Raw genomic sequence first — 14487 nt, 5'->3', positions numbered from 1 at the left:
CGCACCTCGTCCGGTTCGGCCGGCGTCCCGCCGACGTACTTGCCCGGGACCGTCATCCCGCCGACGTACACCATGAGGTCGGCGTCGGCGACGTCGGCGCGCTTCGAGCGGTCGTCGCGCAGCTCGTCGATGGTGTGATACGTGATCCGCGACTCCGGGACGCCCGCGTCCACGAGCGCGCCGGCCGTGTACCGCGGGTAGGTCGAGATGTACGGCGGGACGCCGAAGTGGGCCGGCTCGTCGACGTAGCCGTCGACGACGGTGACGGAGAGGTCCGTCGGGTCGGGCGGGAGCGAGCCGCGACCCGACGCGGGCGAATCGGTCATGTTACCCCACCGTAGTCGGCCGAGACGGGAAAAGCGTGCGGAAGGTCGGGGAATCGGCAGATCGCTTATTTTACAGCGCGCGGAATCGCCGGACGTGCCCTCCCAGCGCCCTCCGGCCGACGAGACGCCCTCGCCTGATGACGCCGCTCCGACCGGCGACGGCCCCTCCCGCCGGCAGCGGGTCGGACAGTACGTTGCGTTCGCCGCGGTCTGCGCGTACGCCGCGGTGCAGTTCGTCGGGGCCGATCCCAGACCGTGGGGGATCGCAGCGGGCTGGGCGGCTGCGACCGCCGTCGGCCTCGGGCCGGTCGCGTGGTTCGCCCGCGATCGCCTCCCGCCGGACCGGCTGGAGACGCTGGCGTACGTCGCCTTCGGCCTCGGGATCCTCGTGCTCTCCGTCGGGCTGGGGGCCGCGCTCGCGTTCGAGGTCCCGTTCTTCCCGTACGGCCCCGGCTTCCTCGCCGGCGTCGCCTTCGGCGCGACGGCCGTCCTGATCGTCGAGCGCGCCACCGTCCCGGATCGGCTCCGGGGAATGGCGGCCTGAGAGCGTCTACTCCCGCGATCGGCGCACCGTCTCAGACGTAGATGTATCCCTCGAGCGCGACCGCGCCGGGATCGTCGAACCCGGCGACGTCAGTCTCGTATCCCCGCCTCCACGCCGTGAACGCCCCGAGGCAGGCGGCCGCGGCGTCGAGGGCGTCGCCGCCCGCGTCCGAGACCATCGCGCCCGTCAGGTCGCTCTCGGGCTCGTAGGCGACGTCGGCCTCCGCGGCCAGCCCCTCGGCGTTCTGCCGCCGACGCGCCGTCTCCGACTCGCCGCCGCCCTTGTAGCTCGTCCGGCTGAGCCCGAGGCGGTCCAACACCGCCGCCGGGTACGTCTCCACGACGGTCGGCCCCGGCGGCGCCTCGGGCCGCCACCCCTCCCCCGATCGGTCCATCGGCGCGAAGCGGGCGTCGTCGACGACGGGGGCGAGCACGTCCCGCATCCCGTGGAACGCGACCGTGTCGGCGATGAACCCGTACGGCGACCGCGCGCCGACCGCGGCGTCCGTCTGGCGCTTGTCGTACGTCCCCTCGCCGTGGCGGTCGGTGAGTCCGACGCAGCGCTCGGCGAACGCGCGCACCGGGTCGTCCGTCCCGGGGTGGCCGGCTCCGAGGAGCGACTCCGGAAAGCTCCCGATGAACGACCGCCACGAGTCGCGGCCGCTCTCCTCGACGACGAACCGCGGGAGGCCGAACGGGAAGTCGAGCCCGACGACCGCGCTCTCGTCGAGGGCGCGGATCCACGCCGCGAGCGCCGGGAGGGCGTCCTCGCGGCGGGGGCCGTCGACCCCGCCGAGGTCGGCGAGCCGCCGGAGTCCGGTCACGACCAGTTCCCCGCGCTCGGGGTCGACCGTCCCGCTCGCGATCCACGTCTTCCGTCCCGCGTCGTCGGCCGCGGCGCTGAAGTCGACGCCGTAGACGCGGACCGGCCCGTCGTCCGCGCGACTCGCCCCGCCGCCGTCGCCGATGCCGTCCATACACGGACGGCCGCCGCCACGCCGTTTAAGCCCTCGCCGGCACAACGGAGTCGTATATGCCATCGACCATGGAGGTCAAGTGCGAGAGCGACGACTGCGAGCTCGACATGTTCGAGAACCACTACACGTACGACGTCCCCGACGACCACGCCGTCGAGGACCTGTCGTGCCCGTACTGCGGCGGGAGCGAGCTCGCCGAGATCGAGGTGTAACCCGTGAGTGGATTCGTCGACGCGGGCCGGTCGGCCGTCCGTCGCGTCCTCGAGCGCGTCGGCCGCGGGTGGAGCAAGATGCAGGAGCGTCGGCCGCTCTCGTACGACCTCCTCGAGAGCGACGACGCCTACCTCGTCGTCTTCGACGCCCCCGGAGTCCGGGGCGAGGACCTCAACGTGACGTTCCTCGACCACACCGTCGAGGTCGAGCTCGACCGGTTCCGCGACTTCTACGACGGCTACGAGATGGTGTTCCCCGGACGCGGCGTCTCGCTCTCCGGGAGCGCCGACCTCCCGCGCGACGCGAACGTCACGCCGCAGGGAGCGAACGCGACGCTGACCCGCAACGGAACGCTGCAGGTGGAGATCCCGAAGAACGACGACGCGCGGGACGTCGCGGTCGTCGAGGAGGACGCCGACGAGACCGACGACGAGAACTGAGACCGTTTCCGCTCCCGGCGGTCTCCACCTCCCCCCCTCCGGCCTCATTCCCCTGTTCTCGGGTCTCACTCACCCGTTCTCCGTTCTCATCTCCCCTCCCTCCGGTCTGACTCCCCCGTTCGCTCTCCCACCGACATCCCCTCGCTGATATCGAACGCCTCGTCGCCGTCGAACCGATCGGGGTCGAAGGCGCCGATCCACGGCGACTCGGGGTCGTCCGCGTCGGTCCCGTCGAGCGACGCCACCACGCCCTCGGCGACGAGCTCCCCCATGGCCGGCGCGCGCATGAAGCCGTGGCCCTGCCAGCCGGCGACGAACAGGGGGTCCGCGTCGCCGTCGGGCCCGTCTCCTCCCTCGCCCACGGGCCCGACGAGCGGGTCGCCGTCGGGCGTCGCCGTGCAGAGCCCGGCCCACGCCCGCTCGACGTCGGGCCCGACGTCCGGCCCGTCGCCGCTCACGGCGTCCACCCGATCGCGGAGCGTCTCCGTGACGGAGGCGACGAACCAGTCGTCCCCCTCGCGACCGTAGTCGTCGGGGTCCGCCGGGACCGGCTCGGTGCCGTCGCCGGCCAGCAGGCCGGTCGGGTGGGGTCGGACGTAGACGCCCGCGGTCGCGTCGTACACCATCGGCCCGTCGTAGGCGACCCCGCTCGTCAGCGCTTGGACCCGGTAGGGGACGACCGGGACCTCGACCCCGGCGCCCGCGAGCACGTCGGCGGTGCGAGCGCCGGCGGCGACGACGACGGCGTCGAACTCGCGGGTCTCGGCGCGGCCGTCGTCTTCCCCGTCGATCCGGAGCCCCGGCCCGTCGCCGGTCACCGAGACGACCGTCTCGGTCTCGATCGTGACCCCCTCGCGACGCGCCCGCCGCCCCGTCGCTTCGACGTAGCTCGCGGGGTCGCACCACCCCGCGCCCTCGGCGACCGCGGCGACCGCGAGGTCGTCGGCCGCGATCGGGAACCGGTCGGCGAGTGCGCTCGGTGTCACGAGCGAGACGTCGCGCCCGTGCGAGCGCATCCGCTCGACCATCGCGGGGACGGCGTCGGCGTCCGGGTCGCCCTCGCGGACCGCGATCACGTACGGGCACGGCGCGAACGAGAAGCCGGGGAGCGACCGGTCGAACGCCCGGAACCGCTCCATCGCGCGGGCGGCCAGCGCGGCGTCGACGTCCTCCGCGTACGCGTCGTACAACACGCCGGCGGCCCGGCCGGAGCTCTCGGCGCCGAGCGAGCCGCGTTCGTAGAGGGTCACGTCGACGCCGCGGGCCGCGAGGTCGGCGGCCGCGGTGACGCCGACGGCGCCCCCGCCGACGACCGCGACGGCCGGCGCCGCCTCGTTTCGTTCGGACATACGTCAGGAGACCGCGGGCCCGACCGAAAAGCCACCGGCGCGGGCGGCGGCGGCTACTTATAACCAACCCCGCGGCCAGTCGGCGCGCCTCCGAGCGCCCGACGGGAGCGAGCCGTCGCAACGGGGTCGGGGATAGCCGTCGCGCCGATGTCGTTCGTCTATCAGCGAGCGACAGACCGACCGTCACTCCGATCCGATTCCACACGTCGCACGGCCGGTGACACGCGTGTCCCCGCCCACGTTATGCACGTCGAGCCCGTAATTCAGGTATGAACCAACTCGTCGACGGCGAGTGGCGAACGGACACGTACGAAGCGACGGACGAGGACGGCTCGTTCCAGCGCGGCGAGACGACGTTCCGGAACTGGATCGCCGGCAGCGACGTGCCCGACCACGTCGACGCCGAACCGGACGAGCGGTTCCAGCCGGAGGCGGGGCGGTACCACCTGTACGTCTCCTACGCCTGTCCGTGGGCGCACCGCGCCCTGCTCGCGCGGTCGCTGCTCGGCTTAGAGGACGCCATCGGCGTCTCGGTCGTGGACCCGTACCGCGACGAGGGCGGCTGGCAGTTCACCCCGGAGAAGGCGGGCTGTACGCCCGACCGCCTCCACGACAGCGACTACCTCCGGGAGCTGTACGTCGAGGCCGACCCCGACGCCACCTGTCGGGTGACCGTCCCCGTGCTGTGGGACACCGAGACGGAGACGATCGTCAACAACGAGTCACGGGAGATCCTCCGCATGCTCTCGACCGCGTTCGACGACCTCGGAAACGACGTCTCGCTGCTGCCCGATGCCGACGACGAGGCGACCGTCGCGGACGTCGACGAGGTCATCACCGAGATCTACGAGCCGGTCAACAACGGCGTCTACCGCGCCGGGTTCGCCACGTCCCAGGCGGCGTACGACGAGGCGATCGACGAGCTGTTCGGCGCGCTCGACCGCTGGAACGACCACCTGTCCGACCGGCGCTACCTCGTCGGCGACTCGCTCACCGAGGCCGACATCTGCATGTTCACGACGCTGGTCCGCTTCGATCAGGTGTACCACACGCACTTCATGTGCAACCGGAAGCTCGTTCACCAGTACGAGCACCTCTGGCCGTACCTCCGCGACCTCTACCAGACCGCGGGCGTCGCCGAGACGGTGAACATGGACCACATCAAGGAGCACTACTACACGACCCATCCGGACGTGACGCCCTCCGGGATCATCGCGCGCGGGCCGGACCTCGACTTCGAGGCCGACCACGACCGCGACGCGCTCGGCGGGAAGGCGCCGACGCCGACCGCCGACGACTGAGTCGACCGACCGAACGGCAACGCCGGCTGCGTATCGCTCCGCGGCGTCGCGCGGTTCCTCCGCCCTCGCGGCCGTGGTCGTCGGATCGGTCCGGCCCGACACGGCCGCGTACGAAGAACCGCCTCAGGCGACCGCGGCCTCGACCTCCTCGTCCGTGAGGAACACGTCTTCGCCCGTCTCGGCGTCGAACAGGTGGACGTGTTCCTCCTCGAAGACGACTCCGACCTCGTCTCCGGCCTCCGGCTTGACGTTCGCCGGCGCGCGAGCGAGGAAGTCGTCGTTGACGGAGAGGTGGACGTAGTTGTCGGAGCCGATCGGCTCGACGACCTCGACGGTCGCGGTGAGCGTCTCGTCGCCGGTGGGTTCCTCGACGATCCCGATGTTCTCGGGACGGATTCCGAGCGTGTACGGACCGCCTTCGAGCTCGTGGCCCGCCACGTACTCGCGGCTGAGCGCGAGCGCGAGCCCGGCGTCGCCGTCGCGGATCGTCGCCGTCGTCCCGTCGGTGTCGACGTCGACGTCGATGAAGTTCATCGACGGCGAACCGATGAAGCCGGCGACGAACTCGTTGACCGGGTTCTCGTACACCTCGGTGGGCTCGCCCACCTGCTGGAGCTTCCCGTCGTTCAGGATCGCGAGGCGGTCGCCCATCGTCATCGCCTCCTCTTGATCGTGGGTGACGTACATCGCCGTGACGCCGAACTCCTTCTGGAGCTTCTGGATCTCCGCGCGCATCTCGGTGCGGAGCTTCGCGTCGAGGTTCGAGAGTGGCTCGTCGAACAGGAACACTTCGGGCTCGCGGGCGATGGCGCGACCGAGGGCGACGCGCTGCTTCTGCCCGCCGGAGAGCTCGTCCGGCTTGTCGTCGAGCAGGTCCGCGATCCCCATCATCTCGGCCATCTCGGTCACGCGCTCGTGCCGTTCCTCAACCGTCATGTCGGTGCTCATTTTGAGCCCGAACGCCATGTTCTCCATCACCGTCTTGTGGGGATACAGGGCGTAGTTCTGGAACACCATCGCGACGGGTCGGTCCGTCGCGTGGATCTCCGTGACGTCCTCGTCGTCGAAGTTGACGGTCCCCGACGTGGGCTCCTCCAGTCCCGCGACCATCCGCAGCGTGGTGGTCTTCCCGCAGCCCGACGGCCCGACGACGGTCACGAACTCGCCGTCGTCGATCTCCAGGTCGAGGTCGTCGACGGCGACGATGGTCCCCCGATCGAACTCCTTCCGGAGCGTGTCGAGCGTTACTCTTGCCATTTACTGGCAAAGGGCGCTTCCCGCATATTAGTTCTTCGCTGTTTTCTTGATATGTGAGGAACAATCTCATCTCAAATGTGTGACCGAGGCGCGCCTGACGGCCGAGCCGCGGATCGCCGGAGAGAACGGTGCGAGGAGGCCACGGCATCGACCCCCCGATCCCAAAAACTAAATGTATGAATATGTAATTCATCGTTTGTTGTAGTCACATGAACGAGAAACGCAGGACGCTACTCAAGACGATGGGGGGAAGTACAGCGCTCGCGGCGCTCGCGGGCTGTATCAGCACGGACAGCGGCGACGGCGGAAGCGGCGACGGGTCCGACGGGTCGGACGGATCCGACGGGAGCGACGGCGGAAGCGACGACGGCTCCGACGGGTCGGACGACCAGAACACCGGCACCGCGGCGCTGTGGACCGACCTCTCCGACGGCGAGGACGAGGCGATGTCCGGGTACGTCGATGACTTCGAGTCGGAGACGGGCCACACGATCAACAGGGAGGCGCCCGGCGGCGAGCTCGACCAGCAGCTCGAGACCGCGATCCCGTCCGGAAACGGACCCGACTCGTGGATCTGGGCGCACGACTGGATCGGCCGGTTCGCGGTGCGCGAGGAGCCGCCGTTCCTCTACGACGCGAGCGACGACGTCGACGTGTCGCTCGACTCCTACTCCGGGGCCGCACAGCAGGCCGTGCAGTACGACGGCGCCCTCCACGGGCTACCCTTCGCCTCCGAGACGGTCGCGCTGTACTACAACAAGGACATGGTCGACGAGGCGCCGGCGACCGTCGAGGAGATGGTCTCGATCATGGACGAGTTCCACGACCCCGGCAACGGCCAGTACGGGCTCTCGTACCCCGTCGCGAACCCGTACTTCGTGAGCGGCTACGTCCAGGCGTACGGCGGCAACATCTACGACGAGGAGAACCGGGAGGTCACCCTCGACAGCGACGCCTGTAAGGAGGGGATGGACGCCCTCGAGACGCTGTCCGACTACGTCCCGGCGGACCCGGGTTACGAGTCGCAGATCGTCGCGTTCGCTGACGGCGCCGCACCGTTCGCCGTCAACGGCCCGTGGGAGCTCGCGAACCTCCAGAGCGAGATCGATAACCTCGGCGTCGCGCCGCTCCCGGCGGTCGACGGCAACAACCCGCGGTCGTACTCCGGGATCCAGACCATCTACTTCAGCGCCATGTTGGACGACGCCGACCAGTCGACGGTCGACGCGATCACTCGGTTCGCCGAGTGGTACACCACGAACGAGGAGGTCGTCGAGACCAACGCCAAAGAGCAGGGGTACATCCCCGTGCTGAGTTCCGTGATCGAGGGCGGGGACTTCCCGGCCGAAGTCGAGGCGTTCGCCCAGCAGGTCGACCGCGGCGTGCCGACCCCGACCCACCCCGACATGAACAGCGTCTGGACGCCGCTGACCGAGGCCTTGACGCGCGTTTTCAACGGCGACCAGGAGAGCGGCCCCGCGCTCGACCAGGCCGCGTCCGAGATCCGGGAGAACCTGTAGGCACTCTCCCAGCTAGTCATCATGGCTTCCTCACAGACCGGCACCGGCGCGAGCGGGCTCGCACGACTCCGAGCGGCGGTGCCGTTCTCCAACCGCGACTGGGGGCTGCTCCTCGTGATCCCCGGCGTTATCCTCTTTTCGAGCTTCATGCTGTATCCGATATTCTACCTCTTTTACATCTCGCTGACCGACGCGACGTTCGCCGGATCGGTGATCGGCGGCGGCGCGGAGCTGATCGGCTTCGACAACTACGTGCGGCTGCTCGGCGACTCGCAGTTCTGGACGTCGATGTCGACCACGTGGCTCTTCGTCGCCGTCTCGCTCGTGGTCAAGGTGTTCGTCGCGGTCGGCATCGCCCTCCTGTTGAACCACGCGCGCGTCGTCGGCAAGCGCTACATGCGCGCGGCGGTGATCGTGCCCCTCGGGTTCCCCGGGATCTTCACGATCACCGTCTGGCGCGGGATGTTCAGCGACGCCCGGTTCGGCGTGTTCAACACGATACTCGGGCGGTACAACGGCGTCATGTCGTCGCTGTCGGCGCCCGAATTCCTCCTGTTCGACGTCCCGATCGGCTTCCTCAGCGGCCGCTGGGAGGCGTTCTTCGCGTACGTCACCACCGAGGTGTGGCTGGCGTACCCGTTCATGGTGATCATCATCGTGAGCGCGCTCCAGGACGTGCCGCGCGAGCTCCACGAGGCGGCGATGGTCGACGGGGCCGGCTTCCTCCAGCGGTTCCGCACCGTGACGCTGCCCGCCATCAGGCGGCCGGTGCTGTTCGCGTCGATCCTCACCGGCGCGACCGCGTTCCAGCAGTTCCTGATCCCGTGGGTGTTCAACCGCGGGGGACCGGCGCGACAGAACGAGCTGATCATCGTCTACGGCTACCGCGAGGCGATCAGCTTCAACGAGTTCGGGCTCTCGGCCGCGATCCTCATCGTCGCGATCGGATTCATCGGCGTCTTCATGTACGCCGCCGTGCGCTACGGCGGCCTCGCCGAGGGGGTGGGTGAGCGATGAGCGCCCTCGCCTCCGTCCTGGCGCTGCTCCGCGCGAAGCTCCTCGGGCTCGCGACCGCTCCGAAGCGGTTCGCCGTGACGGTCCAGCGGGCCGTCTACGACCTCCGGACCGGGAAGCGGACGCCGTGGGACGTCGGGAAGAGCGTCCTGATGACCCTGTTCGGGCTGGCGATGGTGTTAATCCTCCTCTTCCCGCTGTTCTGGATCTTCACCGCGTCGCTCGCGGAAGGGACCCGGCTGTTCAACACCAGCGGGATCTTCCCCGACCCGACGACGTACAACCTCGACGCCTACCGGTGGGTGCTGTTCGAGTCCAACTTCTTCTTCGTCGACGGCGACTGGGGGTACCCGCAGCTCGTTATCGGCGGCGGGAGCGGGCTCGTTCCGCTCGGCTTCCGGTGGGTCGGGACCGACACCGGTCCCGGCGCGGTGTTCAACAGCCTCTATCTCGTCAGCGTGACGATCGCCGCCGGCTTCGGGATGATCGTGCCGGCGGCGTACGCGTTCTCGCGGCGACAGTTCGTCGGCCGGAAGCGGATCCTCTACGGCTACGTCCTGTTCACGCAGATCGGCGCGGGCCTCTCGATCGCGACGCTCGTGGCGCTGTACTCGCTGTTCAGTTCGTACGGGCTGACGAACAACCTGTTCGTCCTCGGGCTGTTCTACGCCGCCGGCGCGATCCCGTTCAACACCTGGCTGCTGAAGACGTACATGGACAACATCCCGGTCTCCTACGAGGAGGCGGCGATGGTCGACGGCGCGAGCTTCCTCCAGACGATCCGGGAGGTGATCATCCCGCTGACGAAGCCGGGGCTCGCGGTCGTGCTCATCTTCGTCTGGCTCGCCGGGTGGAACGAGTTCATCATCGCGCAGACGCTGCTCTCGCCGGAGAACTACCCGCTCTCGGTGGAGCTGTACAACCTCGCGACAGAGGGGCGGTTCTCCACGCCGTGGACGCGCTTCGCGGCGTTCGCGAACCTGTTCGCGCTCCCCGTCGCGATCGTCTACTTCGCGGCGCAGCGCTCCGTCGAGGACGGCCTCTCGTTCGGCGGCATGGAGGGGTAAGCGGACCTCGGTCCGTTCCATTCCGTCCTGCGACTTTCTCGTTTCGCGGTTTCTCGCGTTGAACGGTCTCGATTCGGCGATCGGACTGATCTCTGTCACGCCTCCCCGATCTCGTTGCTCACTCCGTTCGCGACTCCCTCGCGCGTGCGATGGCCGGCGCTACGCGCCGGCGACGCCACCGCAGCCCGCTTATAAGCGGTTCCGCCGATCGACGTACCGTCCCTCTCAGAGGCCGCCGTCGCCGACAACGCCTTCAAGTGCGCGCTCGTCCGACCGGAGGGTACGCAATGGAGCCGCCGAACATCGAGCGGTTGGACGAGCGCACCGTCCAGCGCATCGCGGCCGGCGAGGTCGTCGAGCGCCCGGCGAGCGTCGTCAAGGAGCTGATCGAGAACAGCCTCGACGCCGGCGCGAGCCGGGTCGCCGTCTCGGTCGAGGCCGGCGGCACCGAGGGGGTCCGCGTCCGCGACGACGGCGTGGGCATCCCGGCGGACCAGTTGGAGGCCGCGGTCGCGGAGCACGCCACCTCGAAGATCGGCGACATCGAGGACCTCGACCGCGGGGTCGGTACCCTCGGCTTCCGCGGCGAGGCGCTGTACACCGTCGGCGCGGTCTCGCGGCTCACCGTCCGGTCGCGTCCTCCGGGCGCCGACGCGGGCGCCGAGGTCACGGTCGAAGGCGGCGATGTCGGCGAGGTGCGCCCGGCGGGCTGTCCCGAGGGGACGACCGTCGAGGTGACGGACCTCTTTTATAACACCCCCGCCCGCAAGAAGTTCCTCAAGCGGACGGCCACCGAGTTCGACCGGGTCAACACGGTCGTCACCGGCTACGCGCTCGCGAACCCCGGCGTCGCCGTCTCGCTGGAGCACGACGGCCGCGAGACGTTCGCCACCGAGGGGAACGGCGACCTCCGGTCGGCCGTGCTGTCCGTGTACGGCCGCGAGGTCGCGGAGGCGATGGTCGACGTGGAGTGGGAGCCGGAGGGCGACGCGGCGGACTCCGCCGCACCCGACGATCCCCCGGTCCGCCGCGTCACCGGCCTCGTCTCCCACCCGGAGACGACGCGCTCGACCCGCGAGTACCTCGCCACCTACGTCAACGACCGGTACGTCACCGCGAGCGCGCTCCGCGAGGCGGTGTTGGAGGCGTACGGCGGGCAGCTCGCGCCCGACCGCTACCCCTTCGCGGTGCTGTTCGTCGAGGTGCCGCCCGGCGACGTCGACGTGAACGTCCACCCGCGCAAGCTGGAGGTCCGGTTCGACGAGGAACCGGCCGTGCGCGCCGCCGTGGAGGCGGCGGTCGAGGGGGCGCTGCTCGACCACGGACTGGTCCGCTCGACCGCGCCGCGGGGGCAGTCGGCGCCGGACCAGACCGAGATCAGCCCCGAGGGCCCGGAGGCCGAGGCCGTCGGCGGCGCCGGGACCGACCACGAGCGCGCGGCGCTCGGCGACCGCGACGGCCGAAGCGGCGATGACCGAAGCGACGACGGCCGAAGCGCTGACGGCGTCGAGAGCGCCGACGCCGCGGCCGGCGCATCCGAGCTGGACCCGACCGACGAGGACGCGTGGGCGGTCGGCGACGTGAGCTCTGACCCCGCCACCGACCCGGACCCGTCCCCGGCCGACCGGCCGTCGCCGCGGAGCTGGCAGTCGACGCCGGACGACGCCGAGGGCGACTCGGGAGACGAGGGCGGAAGCGCGGCCGCGACCGAGACCGACGCGAAAGAGGCGGACGGGCTCGGTCGATTCGACGACTCGGGAGCCGCTGTCACCGACGACGCCGCCACCGGTTCCGAGTCGGACTCCGACGTCGACCCCACGGCCGACCCCGGCACCGACTCCGTCACGGACGGGGCCGCCGCTGCGCCGACCGAGGGACGAGACCCGGCGACGGAGGCGGCGACCGAGCCGCGTCCGACTCCGACCGCCCAGCGGACCCTCGCCGGCGACACCACCGAGGCCGCGGAGCGGACCTTCGACTCGCTCCCGTCGCTTCGGGTGCTCGGGCAGCTCCACGACACCTACGTCGTCGCGGAGGCGCCGGACGGGCTCGTGCTGATCGACCAGCACGCGGCCGACGAGCGGGTGAACTACGAGCGCCTGCGGGAGGCGTTCGCCGACGGCGCCGACGCGCAGGCGCTCGCGGAGCCGGTCCGCGTCGAACTCACCGCGCGGGAGGCGGCGCTGTTCGACGACTTCGCAGAGGACCTCGCGGGGATCGGGTTCCGCGCCGAGCGCGCGGGCGACCGCGAGGTGGTCGTCGAATCGGTCCCGGCCGTCTTCGACGCCGCGCTGGACCCTGACCTCCTCCGGGACGTCCTCTCCGCGTTCGTCGACGACGCGGCCGCGGGCGACGAGCCGGTGACCGACGTCGTCGACGAGCTGCTCGCGGACCTGGCGTGTTACCCCTCCGTGACCGGGAACACCTCGCTGACGGAGGGGCGGGTCGTCGACCTGCTCGACCGGCTCGACGCCTGCGAGAACCCGTACGCCTGCCCCCACGGGCGTCCGGTCGTGATCCGACTCGACCGCGAGGAGATCGGATCGCGGTTCGAGCGCGACTACCCCGGTCACGCCGGCCGGCGCGCGGAGTGACCCGCCCGCGGGACCCCTCACCGCCCCGGCGACCGCAGAGAGGTACGCTTTAGGCGAGCGCCGTGGACGCATCGGTATGGAACGTGTAGCGGTAATCGGCGCGTCGATGACCCAGTTCGGGCAGCGCGACGCTTGGGTGCAGGAGCTGTTGGCCGAGGCGGGCGCGGCCGCGCTCGACGACGCCGGCATCGACGGCGGCGACCTCGATCACCTGTACGTCTCGAACATGGCCAGCGGCGAGTTCGAGGGACAGACCGGCGTCCCGAACGCGCTCGCTCACGACTTGGCGGCCACGGGAGCGTACACCGCTCGGATCGACCAGACCTCCTCCTCGGGGGGCGCGGGCGTGTACGCCGCGTGGCAGTCGGTCGCCTCCGGCGCGAGCGACGTCACGATGCTCGTCGGCGGCGAGAAGATGACCCACCGGACGACCTCGGAGGCGACCGACGTGATCGCGTCGCTCACGCACCCGGTCGAGTACAAACACGGCGTCACGCTCCCCTCGTTCGCGGGGCTCACCGCCCGCCTGTACCTCGACGAGTACGACGCGCCCCGCGAGAGTCTCGGGAAGGTCGCGGTGAAGAATCACCGGAACGGCGTGGACAACCCCCACGCGCAGTTTCAGAAGGAGGTCGACCTCGACACGGTGCTCGGTTCGCCGGTCGTCGCCGACCCCCTCCGGTTGTACGACTTCTGTCCGATCACGGACGGCTCCGCGGCGCTCGTGTTCTGTCCCGAGTCCGTCGCCCAGGAGTACGTCCCCGAAGACGAGTACGCGGTGATCTCCGGAATCGGCGGCGCGACCGACACCCACGTCGTCCACGAGCGCGCGGACCCGACGACGATGGGCGGCGTCGTCGACTCCTCGGAGATCGCGTACGAGATGGCCGGCGTCGGACCCGACGACGTCGACGTCGCTGAGCTCCACGACATGTTCACCATCCTCGAGTTCCTCCAGAGCGAGGACCTCGGCTTCTTCGAGAAGGGCGAGGGGTGGAAGGCGGTCGAGGAGGGCGTCACCGACCGCGACGGTGACCTCCCGATCAACACCTCCGGCGGGCTCAAATCGAAGGGCCACCCGCTCGGGGGCAGCGGCGTCGCACAGGTGTACGAGATATATCAGCAGGTCACCGGGAACGCCGGTCCGCGGCAGGTCGAGGCCGACACGGGGCTCGCCTGCAACGTCGGCGGGTTCGGGAACTGCGTGACCACCGCGATCCTGGAGGGAGGCCGATGAGCGACCACGAGACAAGCGACACCGACGACGCGACCGGTAGCGACGGGAAACGGGGCGCCGAACCGACCTTCGAGGCGGCGGAGTACGCGGACGGAACGGTCACGTATCCGCCCCACACCGTGAGCCCGAACGGCGCCGAGCGCGTCGGGACGGTCGACCTCCGCGAGTACGAGGCCCGGATCGTCACGTGGACGATGTCGACGGCGACTCCGCCGGGCGTCCGCGAGCCGAACACCCTCGCGATCGTCGAGTTCGACATGGGCGACGAGTACGACGGCCCGGTGGTGCGCGCGCTCGGGCAGGTGGCCGAGCGCGGGGGCGCGGACGACGCCGGTGAGCCGGGCGACGTCGAGGTCGACATCGGCGACCGCGTCGAACCCGTCTACGCCGACGACCTCAGGGAACCGGGCGCGGGGATCCGCGAGCCGGCGAGCCAGGACTGGGACGGCTTCCGGTTCCGACCGGTCGAGTGATCCGTCGCCCCGTCTCGTAACGGCGTTTCAGGCCCGGAACCGCGACGCCTCCGAGTCGGTGAGTCCGCCGACGGCTCGGGGAGGCCCACGGGGTGACCGAGGAGATCCGGTACCGCCCCGACGTGTACACGCTCGACGGGGCCCACGAGGCGCGCCTCGGCGGACTCACCGACTCG

The 14487-nt window shown here is 70.4% G+C and carries 13 protein-coding genes and 2 pseudogenes; 11 read left to right on the top strand and 4 right to left on the bottom strand.

Annotated features, from left to right (window positions below):
• Positions 1–326: pseudogene (locus tag DJ81_RS08265) on the bottom strand (radical SAM protein); the annotation flags it as partial.
• 94 nt (positions 327–420) lie between these two features.
• Here DJ81_RS08265 and DJ81_RS08260 point away from each other — a divergent pair.
• Positions 421–870 carry a hypothetical protein gene (locus DJ81_RS08260; protein ID WP_094524615.1) on the top strand — a complete coding sequence of 150 codons (450 nt, stop codon included), beginning with the start codon at positions 421–423 and terminating at the stop codon, positions 868–870.
• A 31-nt stretch (positions 871–901) separates the two neighbouring features.
• On the opposite strand, the gene DJ81_RS08255 is transcribed toward DJ81_RS08260, so the two are convergent.
• Positions 902–1846, bottom strand: coding sequence for a DUF429 domain-containing protein (locus DJ81_RS08255; protein ID WP_170938277.1), 945 nt, complete (start codon positions 1844–1846; stop codon positions 902–904).
• Between the two features lie 56 nt (positions 1847–1902).
• On the opposite strand from DJ81_RS08255, the gene DJ81_RS19160 reads away from it, so the two are divergent.
• Positions 1903–2058, top strand: coding sequence for a hypothetical protein (locus tag DJ81_RS19160; RefSeq protein WP_170938276.1), 156 nt, complete (start codon positions 1903–1905; stop codon positions 2056–2058).
• 3 nt (positions 2059–2061) lie between these two features.
• Positions 2062–2499, top strand: a complete 438-nt coding sequence (locus tag DJ81_RS08250) for an Hsp20/alpha crystallin family protein (protein ID WP_094526698.1) — start codon at positions 2062–2064, stop codon at positions 2497–2499.
• An 86-nt stretch (positions 2500–2585) separates the two neighbouring features.
• On the opposite strand, the gene DJ81_RS08245 is transcribed toward DJ81_RS08250, so the two are convergent.
• Entirely contained in the window at positions 2586–3848 is a 1263-nt protein-coding gene (locus tag DJ81_RS08245; protein ID WP_094589248.1) for an FAD-binding oxidoreductase, read from the bottom strand.
• 269 nt (positions 3849–4117) lie between these two features.
• On the opposite strand from DJ81_RS08245, the gene DJ81_RS08240 reads away from it, so the two are divergent.
• On the top strand, positions 4118–5149 hold the full coding sequence (locus DJ81_RS08240; RefSeq protein WP_094589247.1) for a glutathione S-transferase family protein: 1032 nt from the start codon (positions 4118–4120) through the stop codon (positions 5147–5149).
• Between the two features lie 123 nt (positions 5150–5272).
• Here the strand turns inward: DJ81_RS08240 and DJ81_RS08235 are convergent, their stop codons facing one another.
• The gene (locus tag DJ81_RS08235) at positions 5273–6406 is read right to left on the bottom strand and encodes an ABC transporter ATP-binding protein (protein ID WP_094526695.1); all 1134 of its coding nucleotides are present in this window, start codon (positions 6404–6406) and stop codon (positions 5273–5275) included.
• A gap of 209 nt (positions 6407–6615) precedes the next feature.
• On the opposite strand from DJ81_RS08235, the gene DJ81_RS08230 reads away from it, so the two are divergent.
• From DJ81_RS08230 to DJ81_RS19620, 7 genes and pseudogenes are all read left to right on the top strand, one after another.
• Complete coding sequence (locus tag DJ81_RS08230) at positions 6616–7926, top strand: extracellular solute-binding protein (protein ID WP_170938275.1); 1311 nt, start codon at positions 6616–6618, stop codon at positions 7924–7926.
• Between the two features lie 21 nt (positions 7927–7947).
• On the top strand, positions 7948–8943 hold the full coding sequence (locus DJ81_RS08225; RefSeq protein ID WP_094524814.1) for a carbohydrate ABC transporter permease: 996 nt from the start codon (positions 7948–7950) through the stop codon (positions 8941–8943).
• A complete protein-coding gene (locus tag DJ81_RS08220) occupies positions 8940–10007 on the top strand; it encodes a sugar ABC transporter permease (RefSeq protein ID WP_094524813.1) in 1068 nt (355 codons plus the stop codon). The genes DJ81_RS08225 and DJ81_RS08220 overlap by 4 nt, the downstream gene beginning before the upstream one ends.
• 287 nt (positions 10008–10294) lie before the next feature.
• A complete protein-coding gene (gene mutL, locus DJ81_RS08215; RefSeq protein ID WP_094589246.1) occupies positions 10295–12601 on the top strand; it encodes a DNA mismatch repair endonuclease MutL in 2307 nt (768 codons plus the stop codon).
• Between the two features lie 76 nt (positions 12602–12677).
• Positions 12678–13838, top strand: coding sequence for a 3-ketoacyl-CoA thiolase (locus DJ81_RS08210; protein ID WP_094589244.1), 1161 nt, complete (start codon positions 12678–12680; stop codon positions 13836–13838).
• Positions 13835–14311: a hypothetical protein gene (locus DJ81_RS08205; RefSeq protein ID WP_094524810.1), complete on the top strand. Its 477-nt coding sequence runs from the start codon at positions 13835–13837 to the stop codon at positions 14309–14311. The genes DJ81_RS08210 and DJ81_RS08205 overlap by 4 nt, the downstream gene beginning before the upstream one ends.
• Positions 14312–14373: 62 nt before the next feature.
• Positions 14374–14487, top strand: a pseudogene (locus DJ81_RS19620) (DUF1917 domain-containing protein); the annotation flags it as partial.

The sequence above is a fragment of the Halorubrum sp. Hd13 genome, assembly GCF_002252755.1.
GTDB lineage: Archaea > Halobacteriota > Halobacteria > Halobacteriales > Haloferacaceae > Halorubrum.
Note: the sequence above shows the minus strand (reverse complement) of the source record. Positions and strands in the feature narration are given on the sequence as shown.

What these genes read in the sequence shown, in the direction of transcription:
- DJ81_RS08255 (WP_170938277.1), bottom strand. Translation starts at nt 1,846, where the DNA reads ATGGACGGCATCGGCGACGGCGGCGGGGCGAGTCGCGCGGACGACGGG.
- DJ81_RS19160 (WP_170938276.1), top strand. Translation starts at nt 1,903, where the DNA reads ATGCCATCGACCATGGAGGTCAAGTGCGAGAGCGACGACTGCGAGCTC.
- DJ81_RS08245 (WP_094589248.1), bottom strand. Translation starts at nt 3,848, where the DNA reads ATGTCCGAACGAAACGAGGCGGCGCCGGCCGTCGCGGTCGTCGGCGGG.
- DJ81_RS08240 (WP_094589247.1), top strand. Translation starts at nt 4,118, where the DNA reads ATGAACCAACTCGTCGACGGCGAGTGGCGAACGGACACGTACGAAGCG.
- DJ81_RS08235 (WP_094526695.1), bottom strand. Translation starts at nt 6,406, where the DNA reads ATGGCAAGAGTAACGCTCGACACGCTCCGGAAGGAGTTCGATCGGGGG.
- DJ81_RS08230 (WP_170938275.1), top strand. Translation starts at nt 6,616, where the DNA reads ATGAACGAGAAACGCAGGACGCTACTCAAGACGATGGGGGGAAGTACA.
- DJ81_RS08225 (WP_094524814.1), top strand. Translation starts at nt 7,948, where the DNA reads ATGGCTTCCTCACAGACCGGCACCGGCGCGAGCGGGCTCGCACGACTC.
- DJ81_RS08220 (WP_094524813.1), top strand. Translation starts at nt 8,940, where the DNA reads ATGAGCGCCCTCGCCTCCGTCCTGGCGCTGCTCCGCGCGAAGCTCCTC.
- mutL (WP_094589246.1), top strand. Translation starts at nt 10,295, where the DNA reads ATGGAGCCGCCGAACATCGAGCGGTTGGACGAGCGCACCGTCCAGCGC.
- DJ81_RS08210 (WP_094589244.1), top strand. Translation starts at nt 12,678, where the DNA reads ATGGAACGTGTAGCGGTAATCGGCGCGTCGATGACCCAGTTCGGGCAG.
- DJ81_RS08205 (WP_094524810.1), top strand. Translation starts at nt 13,835, where the DNA reads ATGAGCGACCACGAGACAAGCGACACCGACGACGCGACCGGTAGCGAC.